Origin of the sequence: Promicromonospora sp. NPDC023805 (assembly GCF_040639635.1) — a bacterium.
Classification (GTDB): Bacteria; Actinomycetota; Actinomycetes; order Actinomycetales; family Cellulomonadaceae; genus Promicromonospora.
Map to the genome: position 1 here is coordinate 1 of NZ_JBFAAH010000018.1, position 23,044 is coordinate 23,044.

At 71.4% G+C, this 23,044-nt stretch carries 16 protein-coding genes and 1 pseudogene; 5 read left to right on the forward strand and 12 right to left on the reverse strand.

Translation table 11 applies throughout. The features are described from left to right. Window positions 1-535 (forward strand): annotated as a pseudogene (locus tag AB0F70_RS17725) (hypothetical protein); the annotation flags it as partial. A 62-nt stretch (window positions 536-597) separates the two neighbouring features. On the opposite strand, the gene AB0F70_RS17730 reads toward AB0F70_RS17725, so the two are convergent. Next, on the reverse strand, window positions 598-2,067 hold the full coding sequence (locus AB0F70_RS17730; protein ID WP_357450836.1) for an RNA-guided endonuclease TnpB family protein: 1,470 nt from the start codon (window positions 2,065-2,067) through the stop codon (window positions 598-600). Between the two features lie 48 nt (window positions 2,068-2,115). Here AB0F70_RS17730 and AB0F70_RS17735 point away from each other — a divergent pair, with 48 nt between their 5' ends. After that, window positions 2,116-3,315 carry a substrate-binding domain-containing protein gene (locus AB0F70_RS17735; RefSeq protein ID WP_357450840.1) on the forward strand — a complete coding sequence of 400 codons (1,200 nt, stop codon included), beginning with the start codon at window positions 2,116-2,118 and terminating at the stop codon, window positions 3,313-3,315. A 122-nt stretch (window positions 3,316-3,437) separates the two neighbouring features. Here AB0F70_RS17735 and AB0F70_RS17740 read toward each other — a convergent pair whose 3' ends face one another. The 8 genes from AB0F70_RS17740 to AB0F70_RS17775 all read right to left on the reverse strand — a co-directional run bounded on the left by AB0F70_RS17740 (window position 3,438) and on the right by AB0F70_RS17775 (window position 13,998). Beyond that, window positions 3,438-4,976: a rhamnulokinase family protein gene (locus AB0F70_RS17740; protein WP_357450843.1), complete on the reverse strand. Its 1,539-nt coding sequence runs from the start codon at window positions 4,974-4,976 to the stop codon at window positions 3,438-3,440. After that, window positions 4,973-7,069, reverse strand: coding sequence for a bifunctional aldolase/short-chain dehydrogenase (locus AB0F70_RS17745; protein WP_357450846.1), 2,097 nt, complete (start codon window positions 7,067-7,069; stop codon window positions 4,973-4,975). Before AB0F70_RS17745 ends, AB0F70_RS17740 begins: the two co-directional genes overlap by 4 nt. Next, window positions 7,066-8,043 (reverse strand): alpha/beta hydrolase fold domain-containing protein, encoded by a 978-nt coding sequence (locus tag AB0F70_RS17750; protein WP_357450848.1) that lies wholly within the window; start codon window positions 8,041-8,043, stop codon window positions 7,066-7,068. Before AB0F70_RS17750 ends, AB0F70_RS17745 begins: the two co-directional genes overlap by 4 nt. Beyond that, window positions 8,040-9,215: an L-rhamnose isomerase gene (gene rhaI / locus AB0F70_RS17755; RefSeq protein WP_357450851.1), complete on the reverse strand. Its 1,176-nt coding sequence runs from the start codon at window positions 9,213-9,215 to the stop codon at window positions 8,040-8,042. Before rhaI ends, AB0F70_RS17750 begins: the two co-directional genes overlap by 4 nt. Window positions 9,216-9,396: 181 nt before the next feature. Then, complete coding sequence (gene rhaS, locus AB0F70_RS17760) at window positions 9,397-10,422, reverse strand: rhamnose ABC transporter substrate-binding protein (protein ID WP_357450853.1); 1,026 nt, start codon at window positions 10,420-10,422, stop codon at window positions 9,397-9,399. 11 nt (window positions 10,423-10,433) lie between these two features. Then, window positions 10,434-11,429 (reverse strand): ABC transporter permease, encoded by a 996-nt coding sequence (locus tag AB0F70_RS17765; protein ID WP_357450854.1) that lies wholly within the window; start codon window positions 11,427-11,429, stop codon window positions 10,434-10,436. Then, window positions 11,426-12,457, reverse strand: a complete 1,032-nt coding sequence (locus tag AB0F70_RS17770; RefSeq protein ID WP_357450857.1) for an ABC transporter permease — start codon at window positions 12,455-12,457, stop codon at window positions 11,426-11,428. Before AB0F70_RS17770 ends, AB0F70_RS17765 begins: the two co-directional genes overlap by 4 nt. Continuing rightward, window positions 12,454-13,998 carry a sugar ABC transporter ATP-binding protein gene (locus AB0F70_RS17775; protein ID WP_357450860.1) on the reverse strand — a complete coding sequence of 515 codons (1,545 nt, stop codon included), beginning with the start codon at window positions 13,996-13,998 and terminating at the stop codon, window positions 12,454-12,456. The genes AB0F70_RS17770 and AB0F70_RS17775 overlap by 4 nt, the downstream gene beginning before the upstream one ends. 237 nt (window positions 13,999-14,235) lie before the next feature. Here AB0F70_RS17775 and AB0F70_RS17780 point away from each other — a divergent pair, with 237 nt between their 5' ends. Continuing rightward, entirely contained in the window at window positions 14,236-15,681 is a 1,446-nt protein-coding gene (locus tag AB0F70_RS17780) for an APC family permease (RefSeq protein WP_357450863.1), read from the forward strand. Window positions 15,682-15,801: 120 nt separating this feature from the next. Here the strand turns inward: AB0F70_RS17780 and AB0F70_RS17785 are convergent, their stop codons facing one another. Continuing rightward, on the reverse strand, window positions 15,802-16,185 hold the full coding sequence (locus AB0F70_RS17785) for an L-rhamnose mutarotase (RefSeq protein ID WP_357450866.1): 384 nt from the start codon (window positions 16,183-16,185) through the stop codon (window positions 15,802-15,804). A 62-nt stretch (window positions 16,186-16,247) separates the two neighbouring features. Between AB0F70_RS17785 and AB0F70_RS17790 the strand changes: the two genes are divergently transcribed. After that, window positions 16,248-17,273 carry a LacI family DNA-binding transcriptional regulator gene (locus tag AB0F70_RS17790; RefSeq protein ID WP_357450869.1) on the forward strand — a complete coding sequence of 342 codons (1,026 nt, stop codon included), beginning with the start codon at window positions 16,248-16,250 and terminating at the stop codon, window positions 17,271-17,273. A 9-nt stretch (window positions 17,274-17,282) separates the two neighbouring features. Here AB0F70_RS17790 and AB0F70_RS17795 read toward each other — a convergent pair whose 3' ends face one another. Beyond that, entirely contained in the window at window positions 17,283-17,519 is a 237-nt protein-coding gene (locus AB0F70_RS17795; RefSeq protein WP_357450871.1) for a hypothetical protein, read from the reverse strand. A 160-nt stretch (window positions 17,520-17,679) separates the two neighbouring features. Next, window positions 17,680-20,025, reverse strand: coding sequence for a rhamnogalacturonan lyase (locus tag AB0F70_RS17800; RefSeq protein ID WP_357450875.1), 2,346 nt, complete (start codon window positions 20,023-20,025; stop codon window positions 17,680-17,682). 167 nt (window positions 20,026-20,192) lie between these two features. Between AB0F70_RS17800 and AB0F70_RS17805 the strand changes: the two genes are divergently transcribed. Further along, the gene (locus tag AB0F70_RS17805) at window positions 20,193-23,039 is read left to right on the forward strand and encodes a Tat pathway signal sequence domain protein (RefSeq protein ID WP_357450879.1); all 2,847 of its coding nucleotides are present in this window, start codon (window positions 20,193-20,195) and stop codon (window positions 23,037-23,039) included. Window positions 23,040-23,044 lie beyond the last annotated feature (5 nt).

Sequence of the window (23,044 nt, forward strand, 5' to 3'; positions counted from 1 at the left end):
GACGGCGGCCGCGTCGTCGGTGAGCTGCTCGACGTCGGTCACGGTGAGCGTGTGGAACGTTGCGGTCACGTCAAATCTCCTTCACGTCTGGCAAGCCCGGCTGGATCTTGGCGGGGCCTATCCGGTGGACGGGCTCGAGCACTGGTGGCGTGCGGTCAGCCTGGATCCGGACGCCGAGGCGGTGACCGTCGAGGACTCCTGGACCTTCTCGGCCCCGCACATCCCGGCGTCCGCCGACAGCTCAACGGCCTGGCACTGGCTCCTCGCCGGCGACGTCACGCTCGTGCCCGGCCGTGCACAGGTCCGGTTCACCCCGGACGGCGGCCCGGCGACGGCACGCGCACTCTCCCTGACCTGGGATCCTGATGCCGTCGACGCCGAGCTGGACGTGCGCGACCTGGACGACCCCGAGCTGGCCGCCGTTTGGGGCGAACAGCTGACCCGGTTGCGGCTGACAGCGCGTACCGAGGCGCCGTCCGGCACATTCCGCGTAACGATGAGACCCACGGGGTCCGGACCGCAGGAGGTTGCATGACTGACAGCGTGTCTGTGAACTGTGGTGCTCATAGACACCGCCCTTCTCGGGCGTCCCCTGGTTCAGGCCGCGGGTGCGGTCTGGGCCGGGGTTCCTGCGTCGTCCGGGCTGGTTTCACTCACACGGGTGTGTGGGCCAGTGCCGTCCCGTCGGCAGGCGTTGATCACGGGGCCGGCTGCTTGACGGTCCCCGTCCTGGACTTCTTCACCACGGGTGTGGTCCTCGGCCCAGGCGGCGAGGTTGGCGGCGGCATTCAGATCCCGGTCTCGGACGAGACCACAGTGACCGCAGGTGTAGGTGCGCTCCCTCAGGCTCAGGACCTTCTTGACGTGCCCGCAGGACGAGCAGGTCTTGGACGACGGAAACCACCGGTCCGCGATCACGACCTGCCCGTTACGCCAGTGTTGTTTGTAGGTGATCTGGCGGGCCAGCTCACCCCACGCGGCATCACCGACGGCTCGGGCGAGCCTGCGGTTGGACATGATGCCGGTGATGTTCAAGTCTTCCAGGACCAGCCTGTCGTGGGTCTTGACCAGCTGGTTGGAGACCTGGTGCAGGAAGCGCTGCCGGGTGTCCCGCACCCGGAGATGATGCCTAGCCAGGCGCGTGGTGGCCTTGCGGCGGCCCATGGAGCCGCGCTTCTTGCGCGAGACGGCGCGTGCCAGACGCCGCTGCTGACGCAGGCCCACGGCCAGGACCTTCGGGGCCTGGACCCGCAGGGTCTCGGTACCGTCCCGCGTTCCGGCGACGACCAGGGCGTGCAGCCCACGGTCGACGCCGACCCAGCCGGTCGTGTCGTGGGCCGGGCGGGCGGGGTGCTGGATGGCGGGGTGCACCTCGGCGGCCTCGACGGTGATGGAGATCCACCAGCGGCGGACACCGCGGGTGATGGTGGCTTGCAGGATCCGGGCACGACCGTTCGCGATCATGCGGCGCAGGCGTCGGGTGTCCTCCTGGACCCGGAGGGTGCCGATCTTGGGCAGCGTCACCGACCGCAGACAGTCTGCGGTTCCGACGCGAATCGAGGACCAGTTGCCCCTGGTTCTGTTCCGCATCCGGAACGATCCGGCGGTGTGGTTCTTCTTCTTGAAGCGCGGGTGTCCCACCCGAGGTCCAGTGCGCTTCCCAGACCGGGACGCGGTCCACGCGGCCAGGCCGCGGCTGACGTCGACCGCGCCTTCCTCGAGTACTTCCGCCAACACCTCGCCCCGCCAGGCCAGGCCAGTCACCTCGACCTGCGTGACACCGCCACCCGTGACCAGGAACCGGCGTCCGGCGTCCTCAGACGCCTTCCACCGATTGAGCGCGTTGATCAGGCTGAACCGCGACCACGGCACCGCGTCCCGAGCCCGGTCCATGGTGTCGGCGTCGGCACCGCGACGGATGAGGGCGCGGTGGTGTTCGCGGGCGTCCAGGTGCAGCCGTAGGCACTGGTTGTACGCAAAGCGGGCCGCACCCACATGGCGGGCGAGCGCCACCGACTGCTCGACCGTGGGGTCGAGGCGGAACCGGAAGGTGGTGTGCCGAGCCATGACCCGAACGCTAGACCGAGACACTGACACTGACCCGAGCGAGGACACATGCCAAGTTCACAGACACCTTCTGCGGAAGCGCCGCTCCCCAGCGAGCGTCGGGCGCGCCTCATCGCGCGAGTGCGAGAGACCGGTTCGGCGCGCGTGAGCGACCTGTCGCGCGTGCTCGGCGTGACACCCGTGACGGTGCGACGAGACCTCGCCCTGCTCGTCGCGGACGGCACGCTGGAGAAGGTGCACGGCGGTGCCCGGATCCCGGCCCGCAGCGCCGGCCTGGGTGCTTACACGGGTGCAAGCACCGGCATCGCCCAGCCCGATCCGGCATCCGCCGGTCGTGTCGACCAGCTGACCATCGGCATGGTCGTGCCCTCCATCGAGTACTACTGGCCCGAGGTGATCCGTGGCGCGCGGGACGCCGCACGCGGCGAGGTGCGGCTGATCCTGCGCGGCGCGTCGTACGAGGTCGACCAGGTGCGGCGCCAGGTGGCCGCGCTCGTCGGCGAGGACGGCGGACCGGGCGTGGACGGCCTCCTCGTCGCACCGCCCGTCGACGGTCCCGAAGCGGCCGAGCTCGGCGAGTGGCTGGCCGGCCTGAGCGTCCCGGTGGTGCTGATGGAACGGCGGCTGGCGACCGGCCCGTACCGCGAGCCGCTGGAGTCGGTGGCCACCGACCACGCGCTCGGCTCCGGCGTGGCCACGCGGCACATGGCGGAGCGGGGGCACCGGCGGGTGGGACTGGTGACGTCGCGGACCAGCCCGACCTCGGCCGCCGTCCGACGCGGTTTTCTCGCGGTGGCGGACGAGCTGGGCCTCGACGTGGTGGTCGACCTGGAGACCGTGCCGATGTTCGACGCCGACTGGGCCGACGAGGCCGCTTCCGTGCTGGACAGGTGCGCGGAGACCGGGGCGACGGCGCTCATCGTGCACTCAGACCGGGAGGCGATCTCGCTGGTCGAGCAGGCGCAGGAGCGCGGCGTGCGCGTGCCGGCGGACCTCGCGGTGATCGCGTACGACGACGAGGTAGCCGGCCTGGCCGACCCCCCGCTCACCGCGGTGCGGCCGCCCAAGGCAGCGATCGGCGCGGGCGCGCTGGAGCTCCTGCTGCGGCGCCTTGCGGCCCGGGCGGATGCCATGGCGTCGCCGGGCAGCGACGGCGGCGACGCGGTGACCGGGGCGGACCGGCCGGTGCACCGCATCGAGCTGAGCCCGCGCCTGATCGTGCGCGCCTCCAGCGCTCCCCGCGGCTGAGGCTCGGAGAAGGACCTACTCCGCGGAGTGTGTTGCGCTCAGTGCACAACGTCTACTGAGCGCAACACACCTCACCCGGATACACATTGCCCGGCGCCTCCGCCCACGCCCACGCCGGGCGGCTACCTTCCCCGCGCGGGGTCATAGCGCCGCAGGGAGCTGCTCTCGCGCACCACGTCGCGGAGCGCCGTCAGATCGCCGGACACGACGCCGACCGCGCGTGCCTGCACGAGCACGTTCCCGAGCGCCGTCGCCTCGACCGGTCCCGCGATCACGGGCAGGCCCGCCGCCTCCGCCGTGAGCCGGCACAGCAGCTCGTTCCGCGACCCGCCACCGACCACGTGCACCGTGTCCACAACCACGCCTGCCAGGGCAGATGCCTCGGAGATCGCCCGAGCGGATGCGGCGGCCAGGCTGTCGAGGATCACGCGAACCAGAGCCGGCCGCGTACTGACCGTGTCCAGATGAAGCTCGACGCCGAGGCGGGCGACGGCGTCGGACACCCGGCGGGGCATGTCGCCCGGGGCGAGGAACTCGTCGCCGTCGACGTCCACGAGGCAGCGCCCTCCGGGCTCGGCCTCGGCCGCGGCGAGCAGGCCCGGCAGGTCGACGGGCGCGCCGTCGTCTGCCGACCAGGCCCGGACGCACTCGTCGAGCACCCACAACCCCATGACGTTGCGCAGGTACCGGACCGTGCCGTCGAGCCCGAGCTCGTTGGTGAAGTTCGCGGCGCGGCTCGCCTCGGTGAGCACGGGAGCCGACAGCTCCAGCCCGACGAGCGACCACGTCCCCGACGAGATGTACGCCGCCGAGGTCCCGAGCGGGGCCGCCGCGACGGCGGAGGCCGTGTCGTGCGAGGCGACCGCGAGCACGGGCACCTCGCCCAGCCCCGTCGCCTCCCGCACCTCGGGCAGCAGGTGCCCGACGGCGGCGCCGGGCTCGACGAGCCCCGGCAGCCGGTCGCGGAGCCCGGCGAGCTCGGGACGTGCTGCGGCGAGCCGGTCCAGGAGGTCGGCCGACCAGTCGCGCGAGCGAGCGTCGAGCAGGCCGGTGGTCGACGCGTTGGTCACCTCCGCGACCTGACGTCCGGTGAGCCAGTAGGCGATCAGATCGGGAATCAGCAGAAGCTGCTCGGCCCGCGCCCACTCACCTCGCCCACCGCTGGTCGAGCCTGTCGAGACCCCCGCAACCAGCTGGAACTCCGTGGTGAACGGCAGATGCTGCAAACCGTTGACCGCGTAGTGATCCGCGAACGGGATCTGCCGGTACACCTCGTCGGCGACCCCGTCGGTGCGCGCATCCCGGTAGCAGTGCGGGTCCGCCACCAGCTCGCCGGCGCCGTCGAGCAGCCCGTAGTCGACCGCCCACGAGTCGACGCCGATCCCACGGATCTCAACGCCCCGCTCGCGCGCGACGTCGCCCGCGGACCGCAGCCCGTCGAGGATCCCGCGCCACAGCGTGCGCACGTCCCAGCGGAGCTCGCCGCGCTCGTCGGATACGGGTCCGTTGGGGAACCGCCCGCACTCGACGAGCTCGACCCGCCGGTCGTCCACCACGCCGAGCATCACCCGGCCGCTGGTCGCGCCGAGGTCGATCGCGACGAAGCCGGAGGTCTCGACAGGCTCGACCGACGAAGCGGGCTCGGCCGACGAAGCGCTCACCGCAGGAACGCCGCTGACACGCCCGCGTCGACGGGTACGTGCAGGCCTGTCGTGTGCGAGAAGTCCGACGTGCACAGCGCGAACACGGCGGACGCGACGTTCTCCGGCAGCACCTCGCGCTTGAGCAGGGTGCGCTGCGCGTAGAACTCGCCGAGCTTCTCCTCCGGCACCCCGTAGACCGCCGCCCGGTTGGCGCCCCAGCCGGACGCGAAGATGCCCGACCCGCGCACCACGCCGTCCGGGTTCACGCCGTTCACGCGGATGCCGTGCTCACCCAGCTCGGCGGCGAGCAGCCGCACCTGGTGGGCCTGGTCGGCCTTGGTCGCGGAGTAGGCGATGTTGTTCGGCCCCGCGAACACGGAGTTCTTCGAGGAGATGTAGACGATGTCGCCGCCGAGCCCCTGGTCCACCAGCACCCGCGCCGCTTCACGTGAGACCAGGAACGAGCCCTTGGCCATGACGTTGTGCTGCAGGTCCCAGTCGGCCACCGTCGTGTCGAACAGCGACCGCGACAGGGACAGGCCCGCGTTGTTCACCACGAGGTCCAGACCGCCGAAGGCAAGCACTGCCTCGCGGATCCCGGCCTGCACGGCAGCCTCGGACGACACGTCCATGGCGACACCGATCGCGACGTCCGCCGAGCCCAGCTCGGCCGCGGCGTCGGCCGCCTTGGCGAGGTCCAGGTCAGCGACTACCACGCAGGCGCCCTCGGCGGCGAGCCGCTGCGCGATCGCCTTGCCGATGCCCGACGCCGCCCCGGTCACCAGGGCAACCCTCGTCGCCAGCGGCTTCGGCGCGGGCATGCGCTGCAGCTTCGCCTCCTCGAGCGCCCAGTACTCGATGCGGAACTTCTCGTCCTCGGCGATGGGCGCGTAGGTCGAGATCGTCTCCGCGCCGCGCATCACGTTGATCGCGTTGACGTAGAACTCGCCGGCCACGCGCGCCGTCTGCTTGTTGCGCCCGTACGAGAACATGCCGACGCCCGGGACCAGCACGATCGCCGGGTCGGCGCCGCGCATCGCGGGCGGCTCCTCGCCCCGCGCCCGCGCCGTCGCCGCGCCGCGCTCGTAGTAGGCCGCGTAGTCCGCCCGGTAGGCGGTGTGCGCCTCGCGCAGGGCGGCAACCGTCTCCTCCACGGTGGCCGACGTCGGCACGTCCACCACCAGCGGCTTCACCTTGGTGCGGAGGAAGTGGTCGGGGCACGAGGTGCCGAGCCCGGCGAGCGGCAGCAGCCGCTCCCGCGCGAGGAAGTCCAGCACGACGTCGGAGTCGGTGAAGTGGCCGACCTGCGGCGCATCCGCCGACGCGATGCCGCGGATCACCGGGGCGAGCGCTGCCGCCCGGGCGCGCCGCTCGGCGTCGGGCAGGGGCTCGTAGCCGGGGCGGACGGCGCCGAACGCATGCGTACCGTCGGCAGCGAGTGCCGCCGTCCGCGCCTCGATGAACGCCTCGGCACGGCGGATGATCCCGAGCGACCGCTCCTCCGCCTCGTCCGAGGTGTCGCCCCACGCGGTGATGCCGTGCCCGCCCAGGACGCAGCCGATGGCCTGCGGGTTCTCCGCCTTGATCGCCGCGATGTCGAGGCCGAGCTGGAAGCCGGGACGCCGCCACGGCACCCACACCACATCGGAGCCGAAGATCTCGCGGGTCAGCGCCTCGCCGTCGGCGGCAGCGGCCACGGCGATGCCCGAGTCGGGGTGGAGATGGTCCACGTGGGCGGCGTCGACCAGGCCGTGCATGGCGGTGTCGATCGACGGCGCCGCGCCGCCCTTGCCGTGGAGGCAGTAGTCGAACGCGGCGACCATCTCGTCCTCGCGGTCCAGGCCCGGGTACACATCGACGAGTGCGCGCATCCGGTCCAGCCGCAGCACGGCAAGGCCCTGCGCCTTGAGCGTGCCCAGGTCACCGCCCGAGCCCTTGACCCACAGCAGCTCGACGGGCTCGCCCGTCACGGGGTCGGTGGCGGTCCCCTTCGCGGACGTGTTGCCGCCCGCGTAGTTGGTGTTGCGGGGGTCGGCGCCCAGCCGGTTCGAGCGGGCGACGAGCGAGGTGACCGTCGGGTTGTCAGTCGCGTCGGCAGTCTGGTTCGTCATCGGGCTGCTGCTTCCGTTTCGGTGGGGTCCGCCTCGTTGGCCGAGCCTGTGGAGACCGAGGTCCCGGCGAGCTCGGCCGGCGGGGGCGTCGTCTTTCGGTAGTGCGGTGCTTCGTGCGGCGTGCCGACGAGGCCGTCGGCGGTGAGCCAGGTCGCGATGCGCGCGATGCTGCGTGCCGCGCCGGCGGTGCCTGGCTCGTTGAGGTGGCCGTGATAGGTGCTGTCCTCGCGGACGAGCAGCACGTCGACGCCGGCCGCGGCGAGCTCGGCGCAGTATGCCTCGCCCGAGGACCGCAGCGCGTCGTGGTCGGACGTGACGACGAACGTGGGCGGCAGCCCGCGCAGGTCCTGCCCTCCGGGGTGGGCGTACGGGGAGACCGGCAGGTCGCTGTTGCCGAGGTAGTTGGCGCCCATCGCACGCATCGCCTCGGGCGGGAAGTCCCGGTCGGGCGGCAGCGCGGCGATCTTCGCGGCGAGGTCCGGACTCGGCGCCGGGAGCTCGTAGTGCGCCACCGGGTAGGCCAGCACCATCGACCGCGGCTGCGGCCCGCCCGCGTCGCGCAGACGCAGCGACGCGCCGGCCGCCAGGTTGCCGCCTGCGCTCGCCCCGCCCAGCGACCAGCGGTCCGGCCCGACGCCGAGACCGGCGTCCCGCGCCCAGCCGTAGGCGAAGGTGACCTCCTCGGACGCGACGGGGAACCGCACCCCGCCGGGTGCCGCAGCGGCGGGCGGGTCCCGGTAGTCGAGCTCTGGCGCGAGCTGGTAGTCGACGCTCACGACCACCACACCGACGTCGGCGAGCCGCCGCGCGACCCAGTCGGCCTCCGGCATGTCGAGGTCGCCGTACATGAAGGCACCACCGTGCGCCCACACCAGACCGGCCACCCGTCCGACGTCGGCCGCCGGCTCGTAGACCCGTACCCGCAGGTCACCGTGCGGGCCGTCGAGCAGGCGGTCCCCGATGGTGACGCTCACGCGCCCCATCCGGCCTGGTCGCCCCCGACTCGCTCGGCGGCGACCTTCTCGGCGTACCCGGAGGCCGCGAAGGCCGCCTTGGGGTTCGGGTCGAGGCCCATCTCCTCGCGCACCTCGGCGACGAGCGGGCGGACGTCGGTGTCGTACGCGTCCATGAGCACGGCGTGCGCGCCGAGCACGTCACCCGAGAGCTGGGCCGCTGTGAGCGCCTCGACGTCGACGAGCAGTGCCTTCGCCGTCGCCTCCTGGACGTTCATGACCGAGCGGATCTGGGCCGGGATCTTCGGCTCGATGTTGTGGCACTGGTCGAGCATGAAGTTGACACCGCTGTCCGGCGCGTGGGCGCCGGCTAAAACGATCTCGTGCATGATCCGGAACAGCTGGAACGGGTCCGCGGCGCCGACCATGAGGTCGTCGTCGGCGTAGAAGCGGCTGTTGAAGTCGAAGGCGCCGAGGCGGCCCTGGCGCAGGAGCTGCGCCACGATGAACTCGATGTTGGTGCCGGGCGCGTGGTGGCCGGTGTCGAGCACCACCTTTGCCCGGTCGCCCAGGGCCATGACGTGCAGCAGGGACGTTCCCCAGTCCGGGACGTCGGTGATGTAGAACGCGGGCTCGAAGAACTTGTACTCGAGCACCATGTGCTGGTCGTCGTCGAGCGCGGCGTAGATCTCGGCGAGGGACTCGGCGATCCGGTCCTGCCGGGCGCTGATCGAGTCCTGGCCCGGGTAGTTGAGGCCGTCGGAGAGCCAGACCTTGAGGTCCTTGGACCCCGTTGCCCGCATGACGTCGATGCACTGCTTGTGGTGGTCCACCGCCTTGGCCCGGACCCGGGGGTCGGGGTGGGCGAGGGAGCCCAGCATGAAGTCGTCGTCCTGGAAGACGTTCGAGTTGATCATGCCGATCTGCACGCCCAGGTCCTCGGCGTGCCGGGCGAGCACCCCGAAGTCGTCGACCAGGTCCCAGGGGATGTGCAGGCTGACCCGCGGGGCGACGCCGGTGTACTGGTGCACCTGTGCGGCGTCGGCCAGCTTCTCGAACGGATCGCGCGGTACGCCCGGCTGGCCGAAGACCTTGAACCGCGTCCCCGAGTTGCCGAACGCCCACGACGGCAGCTCGATCGTCTGCTGCCGGAGCGCGGACTTGGCCGCCTCGGTTCGTGTGGATGCCGCCATGGCGTCCTTCCTCTCCGCGCACTTCCTCGTGCACCATCTTGAAACGATTCACTCGAACCCTAAACCGCCGCCGCCGCGCGGTCAAGGTGCCGTGACTCCTCGGTCGGTAGAACGTCAGGTGATCGGCAGCCCGAGCTGCCGATCACCTGACGTTCTACCGACCACGCGAACCCGCCGCGACCTAGAAGTCGAAGTCCGCGATGTTGCTCTCGTCGAACACGTACGGCTCGCCGAGCAGCACCTCGCCGTCCGCCCCGACCGTGAACTCGCCCAGGCGCCCCGCGGTGAAGGTGTCGCCCTCCTCGCCGGTGATGTCGCCGGCCGCAAGGGCCGCGGCGGCCTGCGTCGCCAGGTAGCCGAGGTCGGTCGGGTTCCACAGCGCGAACGCCTCGACGGTCCCGTCCTCGACGTACTCCCGCATCTGGTTGGGGGTGCCGAGTCCGGTCACCGCGACCTTGCCCTTGTACTCCGACGTCGACACGTAGCGGGCCGCGGCGGCGATGCCGACCGTGGTGGGCGAGACGATGCCCTTGAGGTCCGGGTGCGACTGCAGCAGCGCGGCGGTCTTGTCGAACGAGGTCTGGTCGTCGTCGTCGCCGTAGACGGTCTCGACCAGCTCGATGTCCGGGTAGTCGGAGGCGAGCTTCTCCTCCATGAGCGCGATCCACGCGTTCTGGTTGGTCGCGTTGGCCGACGCCGACAGGATCGCGATCTCGCCCTCGCCGCCGATCTGGTCCGCGACCAGCTCGAGCTGCTTGTCGGCGATGCCCTCGGGCGAGGCCTGGTTGACGAACAGGTCCCGGAACTGCGGCTCGGTGTCGGAGTCGAACGTGACCACCTTGGTGCCCGCCGACCGCGCCTCCTCCAGCGCGTCGCCGATCGCCGTCGGGTCGTTGGCCGAGACCACCAGGGCACTGACCCCCTGCTGGGCCGCGGTGTTGATGAACGGCACCTGGGCGTCGGGCGAGGCGGCGTCCGGGCCGACCTCCTCGACCGCGGCGCCGAGCTCCTCCGCCGCCTCCTCGGCGCCCGCCGTCGACGCCTCGAAGTACGGGTTGCCCAGGTTCTTGGGCAGCACGGTGATCGTCACCGCGTCGTCGCCACCACCGCCACCCCCGCCACCCCCGCCATCGCTCGATCCGCATGCGGTAAGGCCCAGCGCCAGCACGGCGGCCGTGCCGGCCGCGAGCACAGATGTGAACTTCATCGTCCGTCTCCTTACGTTCGCTGCCCGACGGCGCTCCGCCGTCGGACTCTCAGGCCGCCCGCTATGCGCGGGGCGACCACGGAAACAACCAGCGCCGTGCCGATCACTATGTTGATGACGTTGACCGTCACGCCCTCCAGGCGCAGCGCGCTGCCGAGCACCCCGATGAGCAGGACGCCCGCGACCACCCCGTGGATCGCGCCGCGCCCGCCGAAGATCGACACCCCGCCGAGCAGCACGGCGGCGACCACCTGCAGCTCCATACCCGTCGCGTTGTCGCCGCGCGCGCTGCCGTAGCGCAGCGTGTAGTAGACGCCCGCGAGCGCCGAGACCGCCCCGGACAGCACGAACAGGATCAGCAGGGTCCGCTTCACGTCGACGCCGGAGAACCGGGCGGCCTCGCTGCTGCGGCCGATGTCGAGCACGTTCCGGCCGAACGGTGTCGCGTGCAGCAGCACGGCGAAGACGGCGATCACGAGGAGCAGCCCGAGGGTGATGACCGGGTAGGGCGACTCCCCCAGCTTCGCCGTGGCGCCGTCGGTCCAGGACTCGGGGAAGCCGGTGACGGCCGTCGTGCCGAGCAGGCCGACGGCGAGGCCGCGGTAGAGGGCGAGCGAGCCGATGGTGACGGCCAGCGACGGCAGGCCCGCGTACGCGATCAGTGCGCCGTTGATCGCGCCGCACACCGCGCCGAGCAGCACCGAGATCAGCAGCGCGGCCCCGAGGCCGAGTCCTGCCTGGTGGAGCAGCCCGAACGTGACGCTGGACAGGCCGACCACCGACGCGACCGACAGGTCGATCTCCCCGGTGGCGATGATGAGCGTCATCGGGAGGGCGATGAGCAGCACGGGGGCGAGGTCGAGCACCAGGTAGGTGATGGTGAGCGGGCCGTCGAAGTTCTGCACCACCGCGGACGCGACGATCCAGGCCACCGCCAGGATCGCGATGGTGAGCATCTCGCGGGTGAGCAGCGCACGCTGCCACCAGGGACGGGCGTGGGTTCTCATGCGGTCGCCTCCTCACTGTCGCCCTGGCGACCGTCCGTACGGTCGTTCGGGCCGGTATCTCGCTCGGCGGCCAGGCGGCGCGAGCGGCGGTTGGCGAGCACCCGGTCCAGCGCTATGGCGCCGATGATGAGCGCGCCGACCACTGCACGCTGCCAGAAGTCGGGGATGCCCACGACGGGCAGCGCCCGGTTGATGGTGAGGAGCAGCATCGCGCCGAGGGCGGCGCCCGCGACCGTGCCGCTGCCGCCGAAGATCGCCACGCCGCCCACGACCACGGCGCCGACCACCTGCAGCTCCATGCCGGTTCCGGCACCGGAGGACACGGTCCCGTAGCGGGCGGCGAACATCACGCCGGCCAGCCCGGCGAGCGCCCCGTTCACCGCGAACGCCCACAGCAGCCGACGTCGGACAGGCAGGCCCTGGAGCGCCGCCGCGTCGGGGTCGGAGCCGATGGCGTACAGCTGACGCCCGCCGCGCGACGTGTACATGTAGTAGCCCACGGCGACCAGCACGATCGCCGCGACGATGGTCAGCACCGGCACGCCCAGCACCTGCCGCGTGCCCAGACCGAGGAAGGCGCGCGGCATGTCACCGGCGTCGATCCGGTCGCTGCCGGCCCAGGTCAGCGTCACGCCGCGGTAGACGTACAGCGTGCCGAGCGTGATGACGAGGGCTGGCACGCGAGCGAACGCGACGATCGAGCCGTTGACCAGGCCGAGCAGCGCCCCGACCGCGACCGCGACGAGCGTGACCACGACGATGGGCAGGTCCGGCGCCTCCAGGAACAGCCGGCCGGTCAGGTACGCCGTGAGGCCCAGCACCGACCCGACGGAGAGGTCCACGTTGCGCGTGATGACGACGACCGCCTGGCCCACGGCGAGCACCACGAGGATCGCGGGCGTGAGCAGCAGGTCGCGCCAGCCGCCCGCGCTGAGCAGGAAGCCGGGCTGGATCGCGGTGGTCACGCCGATCACGGCCAGAAGAGCGAGGGCGATGCCCGCCTCGCGGCGGCGCAGGACGTTCCTCATGCCGCCCCCTCGGTCTCGGAGCCGCTGGTCTCGACGCCGCTACGGGAGGCGCCCGGTGTCGCCGCGCGCATCACCGCCTCGGGCGTCGCCTCCGCGCGGCTCAGCTCGGCGGCGATGCGCCCCTCGCGCACCACGAGCACACGGTCGGCCATACCCAGTACCTCCGGCAGCTCGGACGAGATCATCAGGACGGCCAGCCCCTCGGCGGCCAGGGTGGACAGCAGCCGGTGCACCTCGGCCTTGGTACCGACGTCGATCCCGCGGGTGGGCTCGTCGACGATGAGCACCTTCGGCCCGGTGGCCAGCCACTTCGCCAGGACCACCTTCTGCTGGTTGCCGCCGCTCATCGTGGTGGCGAGCGCGTCCAGCGCCCCCGCCTTCACCTCGAGCCGGCCGGACCAGTCGCGCGCGAGCCGCGCCTCGGCGTCGGGCAGCAGGATGCCGAGACGAGCCAGGCGCTTCCTGGCGACCGCGGACACGTTGCGCACCACCGACGACTCGGTGACCAAGCCCTGCAGGCGCCGGTCCTCCGGGACCAGGGCCAGGCCCGCGGCGATGGCCGCCGCCGGGTCGCCCTGCCGCAGGGGCCGTCCGCCGACGGTGACCCGGCCGGCGTCGTACCGGTCGACGCCGAACACGGCGCGAGCGATCTCGCTGCGCCCGGCCCCGACGAGGCCCGCAAGGCCGACGATCTCGCCCGCCCGCACCTCGAAGGACACGTCGTGGAAGGTGCCCGTCGACTCCAGACCCTCCACCCGCAGCACGACCTCACCGACAGTGCTCGGCACCTTCGGGTAGAGCTCGGCCACGTCGCGGCCCACCATGCGGCGCACGAGCTCGTCGGGCGTGACGTCGGCGACGGGGTCCGTGGAGACGTGCTCGCCGTCGCGCATGACGGTGACGGTGTCGCAGAGGTCGGCCACCTCGTCGAGGCGGTGCGAGATGAAGACGACGGCGCGGCCGGCGTCGCGCAGCCCGCGGGCGACCGCGAACAGGCGGCGCACCTCGACCGCGCTGAGCGCCGCCGTCGGCTCGTCCATGACGAGGAGGCGGGCGTCCAGGGAGATCGCCTTGGCGATCTCGACGATCTGCTGGTCAGCGATGGAGAGGCCCTCGGCGGGACGGTCGGGATCCAGGTCGACGCCGAGGTCCCGGAACAGGTTCCGGGCGCCCTCGCGCATCGCGCGCCGGTCGATCCGGCGGAACCGGCCGAGCGGCTCGCGGCCCAGAAAGATGTTCTCCGTGACGGTCAGGTCAGGGAAGCTCGCGGGCTCCTGATGGATGACGGCGACGCCGGCGGCCTTGGCCTCGGCCGGACCGGCGAAGTCGACGGGCTCGCCGTCGAGCTCGACCGTGCCACCGTCCCGGCGGTGCACCCCGCCCACGATCTTGACCAGCGTGGACTTGCCCGCGCCGTTCTCTCCGACAAGGGCGTGGATGCTGCCCGGCTGGACCACCAGGGTCCCGGAACGGAGCGCTGCCACCGGCCCGAAGGACTTGGCGACTCCTTCTAGACGCAGCGTCGGTGCGGCGTTCGGCATATCTCTCCGTCGAGCTGTGCGGGCGGTCGACGATGACCGCAGGTCTCCTGTTGAACCGTTGAATCGTTCAAACGGTACTCGGAAGATAGACCCGCCAGGCCAGAGCGTCAAGAAGTTCCGGCGCGTCCGTTGCCGTGCGCTTTCACTTACGGAACTCTTGACCGACCAGGGGCGATCGCTGCCCACAGCACTTGGAGGCGGCCCGAGGAAGTACCGCCTCAGACGGAGGTGACCGGAATGACCCAGCCAACTGCCGAGGAGCACGCGCCCCCCGGCGAGGAGCCCACAGAGCTCAAGCGCGTCATGGGGCCGAAGCTCCTCCTGCTCTTCATCGTCGGCGACATCCTCGGTACCGGTATCTACGCGCTCACCGGCAAGGTGGCTGGTCAGGTCGGAGGTGCGGCCTGGGCTCCGTTCATCGTCGCGTTCGTCATCGCGCTGATCACCGCGTTCTCGTACCTCGAGCTGGTCACCAAGTACCCGCGTGCGGCAGGCGCCGCGCTCTACACGCACAAGGCGTTCGGCGTGCACCTGCTCACCTTCATGGTGTGCTTCACCGTCATGTGCTCGGGCATCACCTCAGCGTCGACGGCGTCACGGGCGTTCGCCTCGAACCTCGCGGTGGGCTTCGGGCTCGACGCCAAGAACGCGACCCTGGTCATCACCGTCGCGCTGATCTTCATGGCCGTGGTCGCCGCCGTGAACCTGCGCGGTGTCGGCGAGAGCGTCAAGGCGAACATCTTCCTGACTCTCATCGAGCTGTCCGGTCTGCTGCTCGTGATCATGATCGGCTTCTACGCGATGTTCGCGGGCAAGGTCGACTTCTCCCGGACGATCGTGTTCGAGGACCCGAACGACAAGGGCGCCTTCTTCGCGGTCACGGCCGCGACGGCGCTCGCCTTCTTCGCGATGGTCGGCTTCGAGGACTCCGTGAACATGGCCGAGGAGACGCACGACCCGGTCAAGAACTTCCCGAAGATGATGATCGCCGGCATCGGCATCACCGGCGTCATCTACGTGCTCGTCTCCCTGTTCGCGGTGGCGATCGTCCCGGTCGGTGTGCTGGCCGCGAGCGACACACCACTCGTGACGGTGGTCGAGACCGCCGCGCCAGGTATCCCGGCCGGCGACATCCTGCCGTTCATCTCGATGTTCGCCGTTGCCAACTCGGCGCTCATCAACATGCTCATGGCCAGCCGGCTGCTGTACGGCATGGCCAAGCAGAACGTGCTGCCCAGTGCCCTGGGTCGCGTGGGTGCTCGGCGCCAGACGCCGTGGGTGGCGATCCTGGTCACCACCGCCATCTCGTTCGGGCTCATCTACTTCGTGAGCCGCGACCCGGACAACGACGTGGTCTCCGCGCTCGGCGACACGACGGCCCTGCTGCTCCTGGGCGTGTTCGCGATCGTCAACGTCTGCGTGCTGGTGCTGCGCCGCGATCCGATCGATCGCAAGCACTTCATCGCGCCCACGGTGCTGCCGGTCATCGGAGCGATCGCCTGCGCATTCTTCGTCGGGCCATGGACCGGGCGCGATCCGCTCACCTATCAGATCGCGGGCTGGCTGCTGGGCATCGGCTTCATCCTGTGGATCCTCACGTGGATCACGAACCGGCTGCTCGGCCAGCGCACGGCGATCACGGACCCGGACGCGCTCAGCGAGCGCGAGGGCGGCGTCAACTAGACCAGGCCCCGCGGCTCGACCGCCGCGGGGAGACACCTGGTCGGCGGGATGTGTTGCGCTGCGTAGACAACGTCTACCCAGCGCAACACATCCCGCGCACGTGAGCTCTCCCCGGAGACGTCACTCCCCGGCAGTGTCGCCGTCGGACCCGGCCGCCAGCGCCGCCAGCTGCCCCTCCAGGTAGAAGACCTCGTCCAGCAGCACGAACCCGTCGTCGGGGTTGCCGTCGGAGGCGAAGAACTCCGACATCGCCGCCTGCCACCGCGCGTTGACCTCGGTCGCGGCCATGCCCCGCTGCGCCGCCTCGTAGTCGTCGGTCTCCAGGAACCCGACGAGCAGACCGTCGTCCCGCAGGAACAGGTGGTAGTCGCGCCAGCCCGTGTCCCGGAGGGCCTCCAGCATCTCGGGCCAGACGGCGGCGTGTGCCGCCCGGTACTCCGGGATACGGTCGGCCCGCACCCTCGACGTGAAACAGACGCGTGCACCAGCGGTGTTGCTCGACATGTCCGGTCCTCCGGTTCCTCGTGAAACGGTTCATAATGTAGCCCGAAGCAAGGAGGCTCCCCATGACCCAGCAGGCCGCTCACCGACGAGCATCCATCGCCGACGTCGCCCGTGCCGCCGGCGTCTCCGTCGGCACGGTCTCCAACGTCCTCAACCGGCCCGAACGCGTGCTGCCCGCCACTCGCGAACGGGTCGAGGCCGCGATCGAGGAGCTCAGCTTCGTCCGCAACGGGTCCGCCCGGCAGCTCCGGGCCGGAACCATCACGACCATCGGCGCCATCGTCCTGGACATCGCCAACCCGTTCTTCACCGACGTCGCGCGCGGCATCGAGGAGCGCCTGGACCGCGACGACTTCACGCTCATGGTGGCGTCCTCCGACGACGACCCCGACCGCGAGCAGCGCTACCTGCGTCTGTTCGAGGAGCACGGCGTGCAGGGCGTCATGGTCGTACCGGCGACCGACGACATCGAGCACCTGCTCGCGATGCGCCGCCGTGGCACCGGCGTCGTGCTGCTCGACCGTCCGTCGTCGGACCCGAGCATCTCGTCGGTGGCCGTCGACGACGTCCGCGGGGGCGAGCTGGCAGCACGCCACCTCCTGGACGAGGGCCACACCCGGATCGTCTTCCTCAACGGGCCGCACACGATCAGGCAGTGTGCCGACCGGCACGAAGGCGTGGTCAAGGAGCTCGCCGCCGCCGGGCTCGACCCGGCGTCCGCGCTCCAGGAGATCACCGTGACCAGCCTCAACGCCGAGGGTGGCGAGGCAGCGATTCGCAGACTCCTGGAGTCGGGCGAACGGCCCACCGCCGTGTTCTGCGTGAACGACCTGGTCGCGCTGGGCGTGCTGCGCACGCTCCGCACGGAGAACATCGCGGTCCCCGCCGACATGGCGGTAGTGGGATACGACGACGTCGCGTTCGCCGCCGAGCTGTCCACACCCCTGACCTCGATACGCCAGCCGACGCACGAGCTCGGCGCCCGCGCCGCGGACCTCCTGCTCAGCGGCCCCGACGCGACGGCGGAGCACGTGATGTTCCAGCCCACGCTGGTGGTGCGGGGCTCCAGCTCTATGCCGGCGAGGTAGTCCCCGGCGTCAGCCCTGCCGGTCCGACGAGCGGACCTTCACCGGAACCGGGCGCCTGCCACGGGACGCGAGGAAGGCCGCGGGCCCGAGGACAGGTACGACGACGATGACGAGCAGCGTCAGGACGGCCTCCCCGGTCCGCTCCCAGGGCGTCCGGAACCAGACGACGAGCGCGGCGAGGGTCAGCGCGACAGCCACCAGCGCACCAGCTGACCAGATCAGGTCGTACGGCGAAACCGCGAACATGGTCGTCCAATCGGGTCGGGGCAGGTCGTGACGGCCGACGCTACTCCACGGCCCCGCGGCCTGTCACTCGAATCGGGCGGTGCACCCCGCATGGACACGAGGTCTCGACAGGCTCGACCAACGGTGCCCTGGGGCACCGGTGGTCGAGCCTGTCGAGGGGTCAGCCGCGGCCCGGGATCGGGACCGTGGACCAGTCGGTGTCCGAGGCCAGGTAGAAGCCCGGGTACGACGGCTGGTTGTACGTCGTCTGCTGCCGCGCCACCTCGGCGCGGTACTGCCGGTCCTGCATGAGCGTGTACATGGCGATGTCCGTCGGCTCGGTGGTCGTGAACAGCCGCAGCGCGCTGGAGTCGGTAGTCCGCACCAGCACCTCCTCACGCCAGTCGCCGAGCACGTCGGCCACGAGGGACGGCGTGCCCTTGGTGCCGTTGTTCGTCAGCGTCCCGTCCAGGGTCTTCACGACGCCGCGCGACCAGTCGGTGATCGTCGGCGTCTGCGCCTCCGCACCCCCGATGATCTGCGTGGTTCCGTCTCCGGCCCAGCGCACCGACTGGTTGGTGCCCATGGTCGTCGTCGAGAGCTGCGCGCCCGTGGCGCTCAGCGTGCCCGACCCGAGGGTGCCGTCCGGCATGGACGCCCACACCTCGACGCCCGGCACGTCCGAGCGCACGTCACCGATCATCGCCCGGCCGGTGTCCCGGCCGGAGTACTGCCCGAACAGCACCTCGCCGGTCGCGGCGTCGCGCAGCGCGGAGCCGTACGGCGCCCATGGGCCGCCCTCGTGCGCGGTCCAGATCTCGAGCCCTGGCCTCGCCGGGTCGATGTCGGTCACGTGCATGGCGTCACCGTGGCCCAGCCCGGCGCGCGCCCCGGGGTTCGCGGAGCCCTCGGGCAGCGTGTCGAACGACGAGTAGAGCAGCGACCCGTCGTCGTCGAGCGTCGCCGAACCGTAGACGACCTCCTGCTTGCCGTCGGCGTCGACGTCGGCAACGGACAGGGAGTGGAAGCCCTGCGTCGTGATGCTGCCCCACTCCGGCGAGCTGCCCGGCACCCCGTGCGGGCTGTCGTTGAACGGGTTGCTCATCGCCGTCCATCCCGAGTCCGCGAGCCAGCGCTTGGTCAGGTGCCTGCCGTTCCAGTCGTAGGCCGCGACCGTGGAGCGCGTGTAGTAGCCGCGCGCGAAGATCGCGCTGGGCCGACCCTCGGACAGGTAGGCGACGCCCGACAGGAACCGGTCGACCCGGTTCCCTGGCTCGATGCGGGCCATCGCGTAGTCGCCCCAGCGCAGCCCGTCGTCGGTGCGGCCCGGCTCGTAGTCGACGGTCTCCATGGGCTTGCCGCTGCGGCCGTCGAAGACGGTGAGGTACTCCGGCCCGCTCACCACGAAGCCCTCGAACTTGCGCAGCTGGTTCCGGGTCGAGCGGGCGGGTGCGTAGACGTCGATGAAGTGGTCGGCCGCGGCCCGCGCGTCGGCGTCGGACAGCGGGTACGACCACCGGCCGTCGATGCCCCACGCCTCCTCCAGCGTGGCGGGCCACTCCCCGCTGGTCACCTCTGGCCGTGTCGACCAGCCGCGGAACATCTCCACGAGGTGCTCGTAGTAGTCGCCGGCCGACATCCGGTAGTCGTCGGCGTGGGTCACGCCGTCCGCCCGGTCGTCCCGGGGGATCCCGATGTAGCGCTGACCGGCAGGCTCTCCGTCGTCGTACGTGGTCACGTGCGTGCCGGGGGCGGTCTTGACCATCAGCTCGGCGCGGCCGTCGCCGTCGAAGTCGTAGACGGGGAACTGCGTGTAGTGCGCGCCCGCCCGGATGTTCACACCCAGGTCGATGCGCCAGAGCTGCGTGCCGTCGAGCTCGTAGGCGTCGAGGTACACGTTGCCCGTGTAGCCGACCTGGGACACGTCCTTGGAGTTGGACGGGTCCCACTTCACGACGATCTCGTACTCGTCGTCGCCGTCGAGGTCCGCGACCGAAGCGTCGTTGGCGCGGTACGTGTACGCCTCGCCGGCGGGTGTGACGCCGTCGGCCGGCTTGTTCAGGGGGATGTCGAGGTGCCCGTCGCCCCACACGGTGGCCGACGCCGACCGGCCCGCGTTCGGCCCGCTCAGCGGCACCACCCGGTACCTGGAGCCGGCGGTGCCCGCCGGGTCGACGTAGTTGGTAGAGCCCGACACCTTCGCGATGCGCCTGCCGTCGCGGTATACCGCGAAGTCGGGGCTCTTGAGCCCGGCGGAGGTATGACCGGTGACCTCGGGCGCGAGCAGCCGCCAGCTCAGGAAGACGCCCTCGCTGGTCGACGCCGCGACCAGGCCGCGCTCGAGCCGTTCGGTCCCGGACCCCTGCCCGGGCCGGTCGCCGTGGGTGGTGGGGTTCTCGCCGGCCGACGTCGGTAGCTGCGCCGGGCCGGACGCCGCGCCCGCCGACGCCGCGACGGTCATACCGCTCAAGCCGAGGCAGAGCGCTGTCGCCAGGACGGCACCTGCCCGGATTCTCCTCGGGACCATTGTCGAATTCCTCTCTGAATTCAGTGCTGGGGACTCAGTGCTTGGGGCACCCGACAGCGACCCTGCCGCCGGGCATCACGATCCTGAAAGGATTCAAGACCAGGAACGAGGCTGTCCCTAAATCGGTACAAGGTCAAGACCCACGCCGATCTGATGGCTGCCCGTAAATGTCCGTTCCGCCATCCGACGACGTCGCCGGACCTACCTTTCCTGCTGGAACCGGCCCGTCGACGCCGACCGGGCTCAAGCTCGACATCCGAGTGCACCAGCCGAGGGAGATGAACAACGTGGTTCATGTCAGCCGCCGTACCGTCCTGACCAGTGCCCTGACCGCGGGTGCCGCCGCACTCGTACCGCGCGACGCGCGCGCCGCCGTCCCGGCGTCCGCCCCACCGCCGGCCCTGCGGTCCCATGCCCCGGTCGAGCTGCGCTGGCTCGATCACGACGCGCCCGCCGCGCTGGCCGGTGGCACCACCTGGGGCGTGCCCTGGCCGCGCGGCGCGTTCGCGCCCGACCAGCCGTTCGCGCTGAGCACCGCGGCCGGCGAGGCGGTGCCCGCGCAGACGTGGCCTACCGCCTGGTGGCCCGACGGCTCGGTGAAGTGGACGGCGCACGCGATCAGCGAGGACGCACCCCGCGCCGAGACCTACCGGCTGGGCGCCGGCCGGCCGGCCACCGGTCCGCACGCGATAGCGGTCAGGGAGTCGGCGGGCGAGATCACCGTCGACACCGGCGTCGTCCAGGTCGCGTTCGCCCGGCACGGGAACCAGGTGGTCCGTTCGGTGCGGCGCGGTGGAACGGTGATCGCGCACTCCGGCCGCCTGGTGGTCTCCCGCCAGGACAAGCCGGACACCGACGACCCCCAGGCGATCCGCTTCGAGTCCTTCACCGGGTCCGTGCGGTCGGTGGTCGTCGAGCAGTCCGGTCCGGTCCGCGCGGTGGTCCGGGTCGAGGGGAGGCACCGCAAGGGTGCCCGCGAGTGGCTGCCCTTCGTGCTCCGGTTCTCGCTGTTCGCCGGCTCCGACGGCATCCGCGTCGTCCACACGTTCCTGTTCGACGGCGACGAGGAGCGCGACTTCATCAACGGCATAGGCGTGCGGTTCACCGTGCCGATGCGGGGCGAGCCGCACGACCGCCACGTGCGGTTCGCGGGGACCGACGGCGGCGTCCTGTCCGAGGCCGTGCGCGGCATCACCGGGCTGCGCCGCGACCCGGGCGCCGCCGTCCGGCAGGCGCAGGTCGCCGGCGAGGCGCTGCCCGACCCGGCCACCTGGGACCAGCGCGTCACGTCGCGCCTGCACTGGATCCCCGCGTTCGGCGACTACAGCCTCAGCCAGCTCACGGCGCACGGCTTCGAGATCCGCAAGCGCACGGGCCAGGGCCACTCGTGGCTCCGGGTCGACGCCGGTCAGCGGGCCGCTGGGCTCGGGTACATCGGGACGCCGTCGGGCGGGCTGGCCTTCGGGATGCGCAACTTCTGGCAGCTCCACCCCACGGAGCTGGAGATCACCGGGGCCGCCACCGAGGAGGCGGAGGCGACGGTGTGGCTGTGGTCGCCGCGCGCGGGCGCGATGGACCTGCGGTTCTACCACGACGGCCTGGGCCAGGACACCTATCCCGAGCAGCTCGACGCGCTCGAGATCACGTACGAGGACTACGAGCCCGGTTTCGGCACCCCGTACGGCGTCGCCCGGACCAGCGAGCTGATGTTCTGGGCCCTCGACGCCACGCCGACCGCCGAACGGTTCACCGAGCTCGCCGTCGCGAACAGCGCGCCGCCGCTGATCGTGAGCAGCCCGGAGCACAACCACGCCGCGGGTGTGTTCGGTTCCTGGTCCCCCGTTGACCGGTCGACGCCGGCCCGCGCGGAGATCGAGGACCGGCTCGACGCCATCCACCTCTACCACCAGGACCAGGTGGACCAGCGGTCCTGGTACGGGTTCTGGGACTACGGCGACGTCATGCACTCCTACGACGGCGACCGGCACCAGTGGCGCTACGACGTCGGTGGCTACGCCTGGGACAACTCGGAGCTCTCCACCGACCTGTGGCTCTGGTACCACTACCTGCGGACCGGCGACGCCGCCGCCTTCCGGCTCGCCGAGGCGATGACCCGGCACACCGGCGAGGTCGACGTCTACCACCTCGGGGTCTGGAAGGGCCTCGGCACCCGGCACAACGTGCAGCACTGGGGCGACAGCGCCAAGCAGGTCCGGATCAGCAACGCGAACTACCGGCGCTTCTACTACTTCCTGACCGGCGACGAGCGCACGGGCGACCTGATGCACGAGCTCGTCGACTCCGACCGCACCTACCTGGTGCTCAACGCGACCCGCAAGATCGACGGGTCCACCGGCCCCTACGACCCCGACCCGGCGGCCCTGCCCTTCGGCAAGACGACGGACTGGGGCGCCGTCGCCGGAGCGTGGCTCACCGAGTGGGAACGGAACGGCGACCCTGCCGCGCGGGAACGCCTGCTCGCGAGCGCCCGGTCGATCGCCGCCCTGCCCAACGGCTGGGTCCAGGCGGACACCACCTACGACCTCGAGACGGCGAGGTTCAGCTCGGGCGCCGACAAGACGGTCTCGGTGGGCAGCCTGAGCTCCGTGTTCGGGCTGATCGAGGTGATGACCGAGCTGCTCGATCTCGTCGACGAGCCCGAGGTCAGGGCCAAGTGGGTAGAGTTCTGCCGGCTGTACAACGCGACGGCGGCCGAGCAGCTGGCAGTCACCGGCTCGTCCTGGGGCAGCCTCAACCTGCGCCAGGCCTACTCGCGGGCCACCGCGTACGCCGCCGTCCGGCTGGACGACGACGCGCTCGCCGACCGCGCCTGGCAGGAGCTGCGCACCGGCCACGCCGGGTACCCGGACGGCCAGGACTGGGGCACGCGCCGCATCGAGCCGCCCCGGGTGCTGCACCCGGTGGACGAGGCCGGCTTCTCGACCAACGCCAGCGCCCAGTACGGCCTGGCGGCGATCCAGTGCCTGGCCCTGGTCGGGCACCGGCTCCGCTGAGCGCG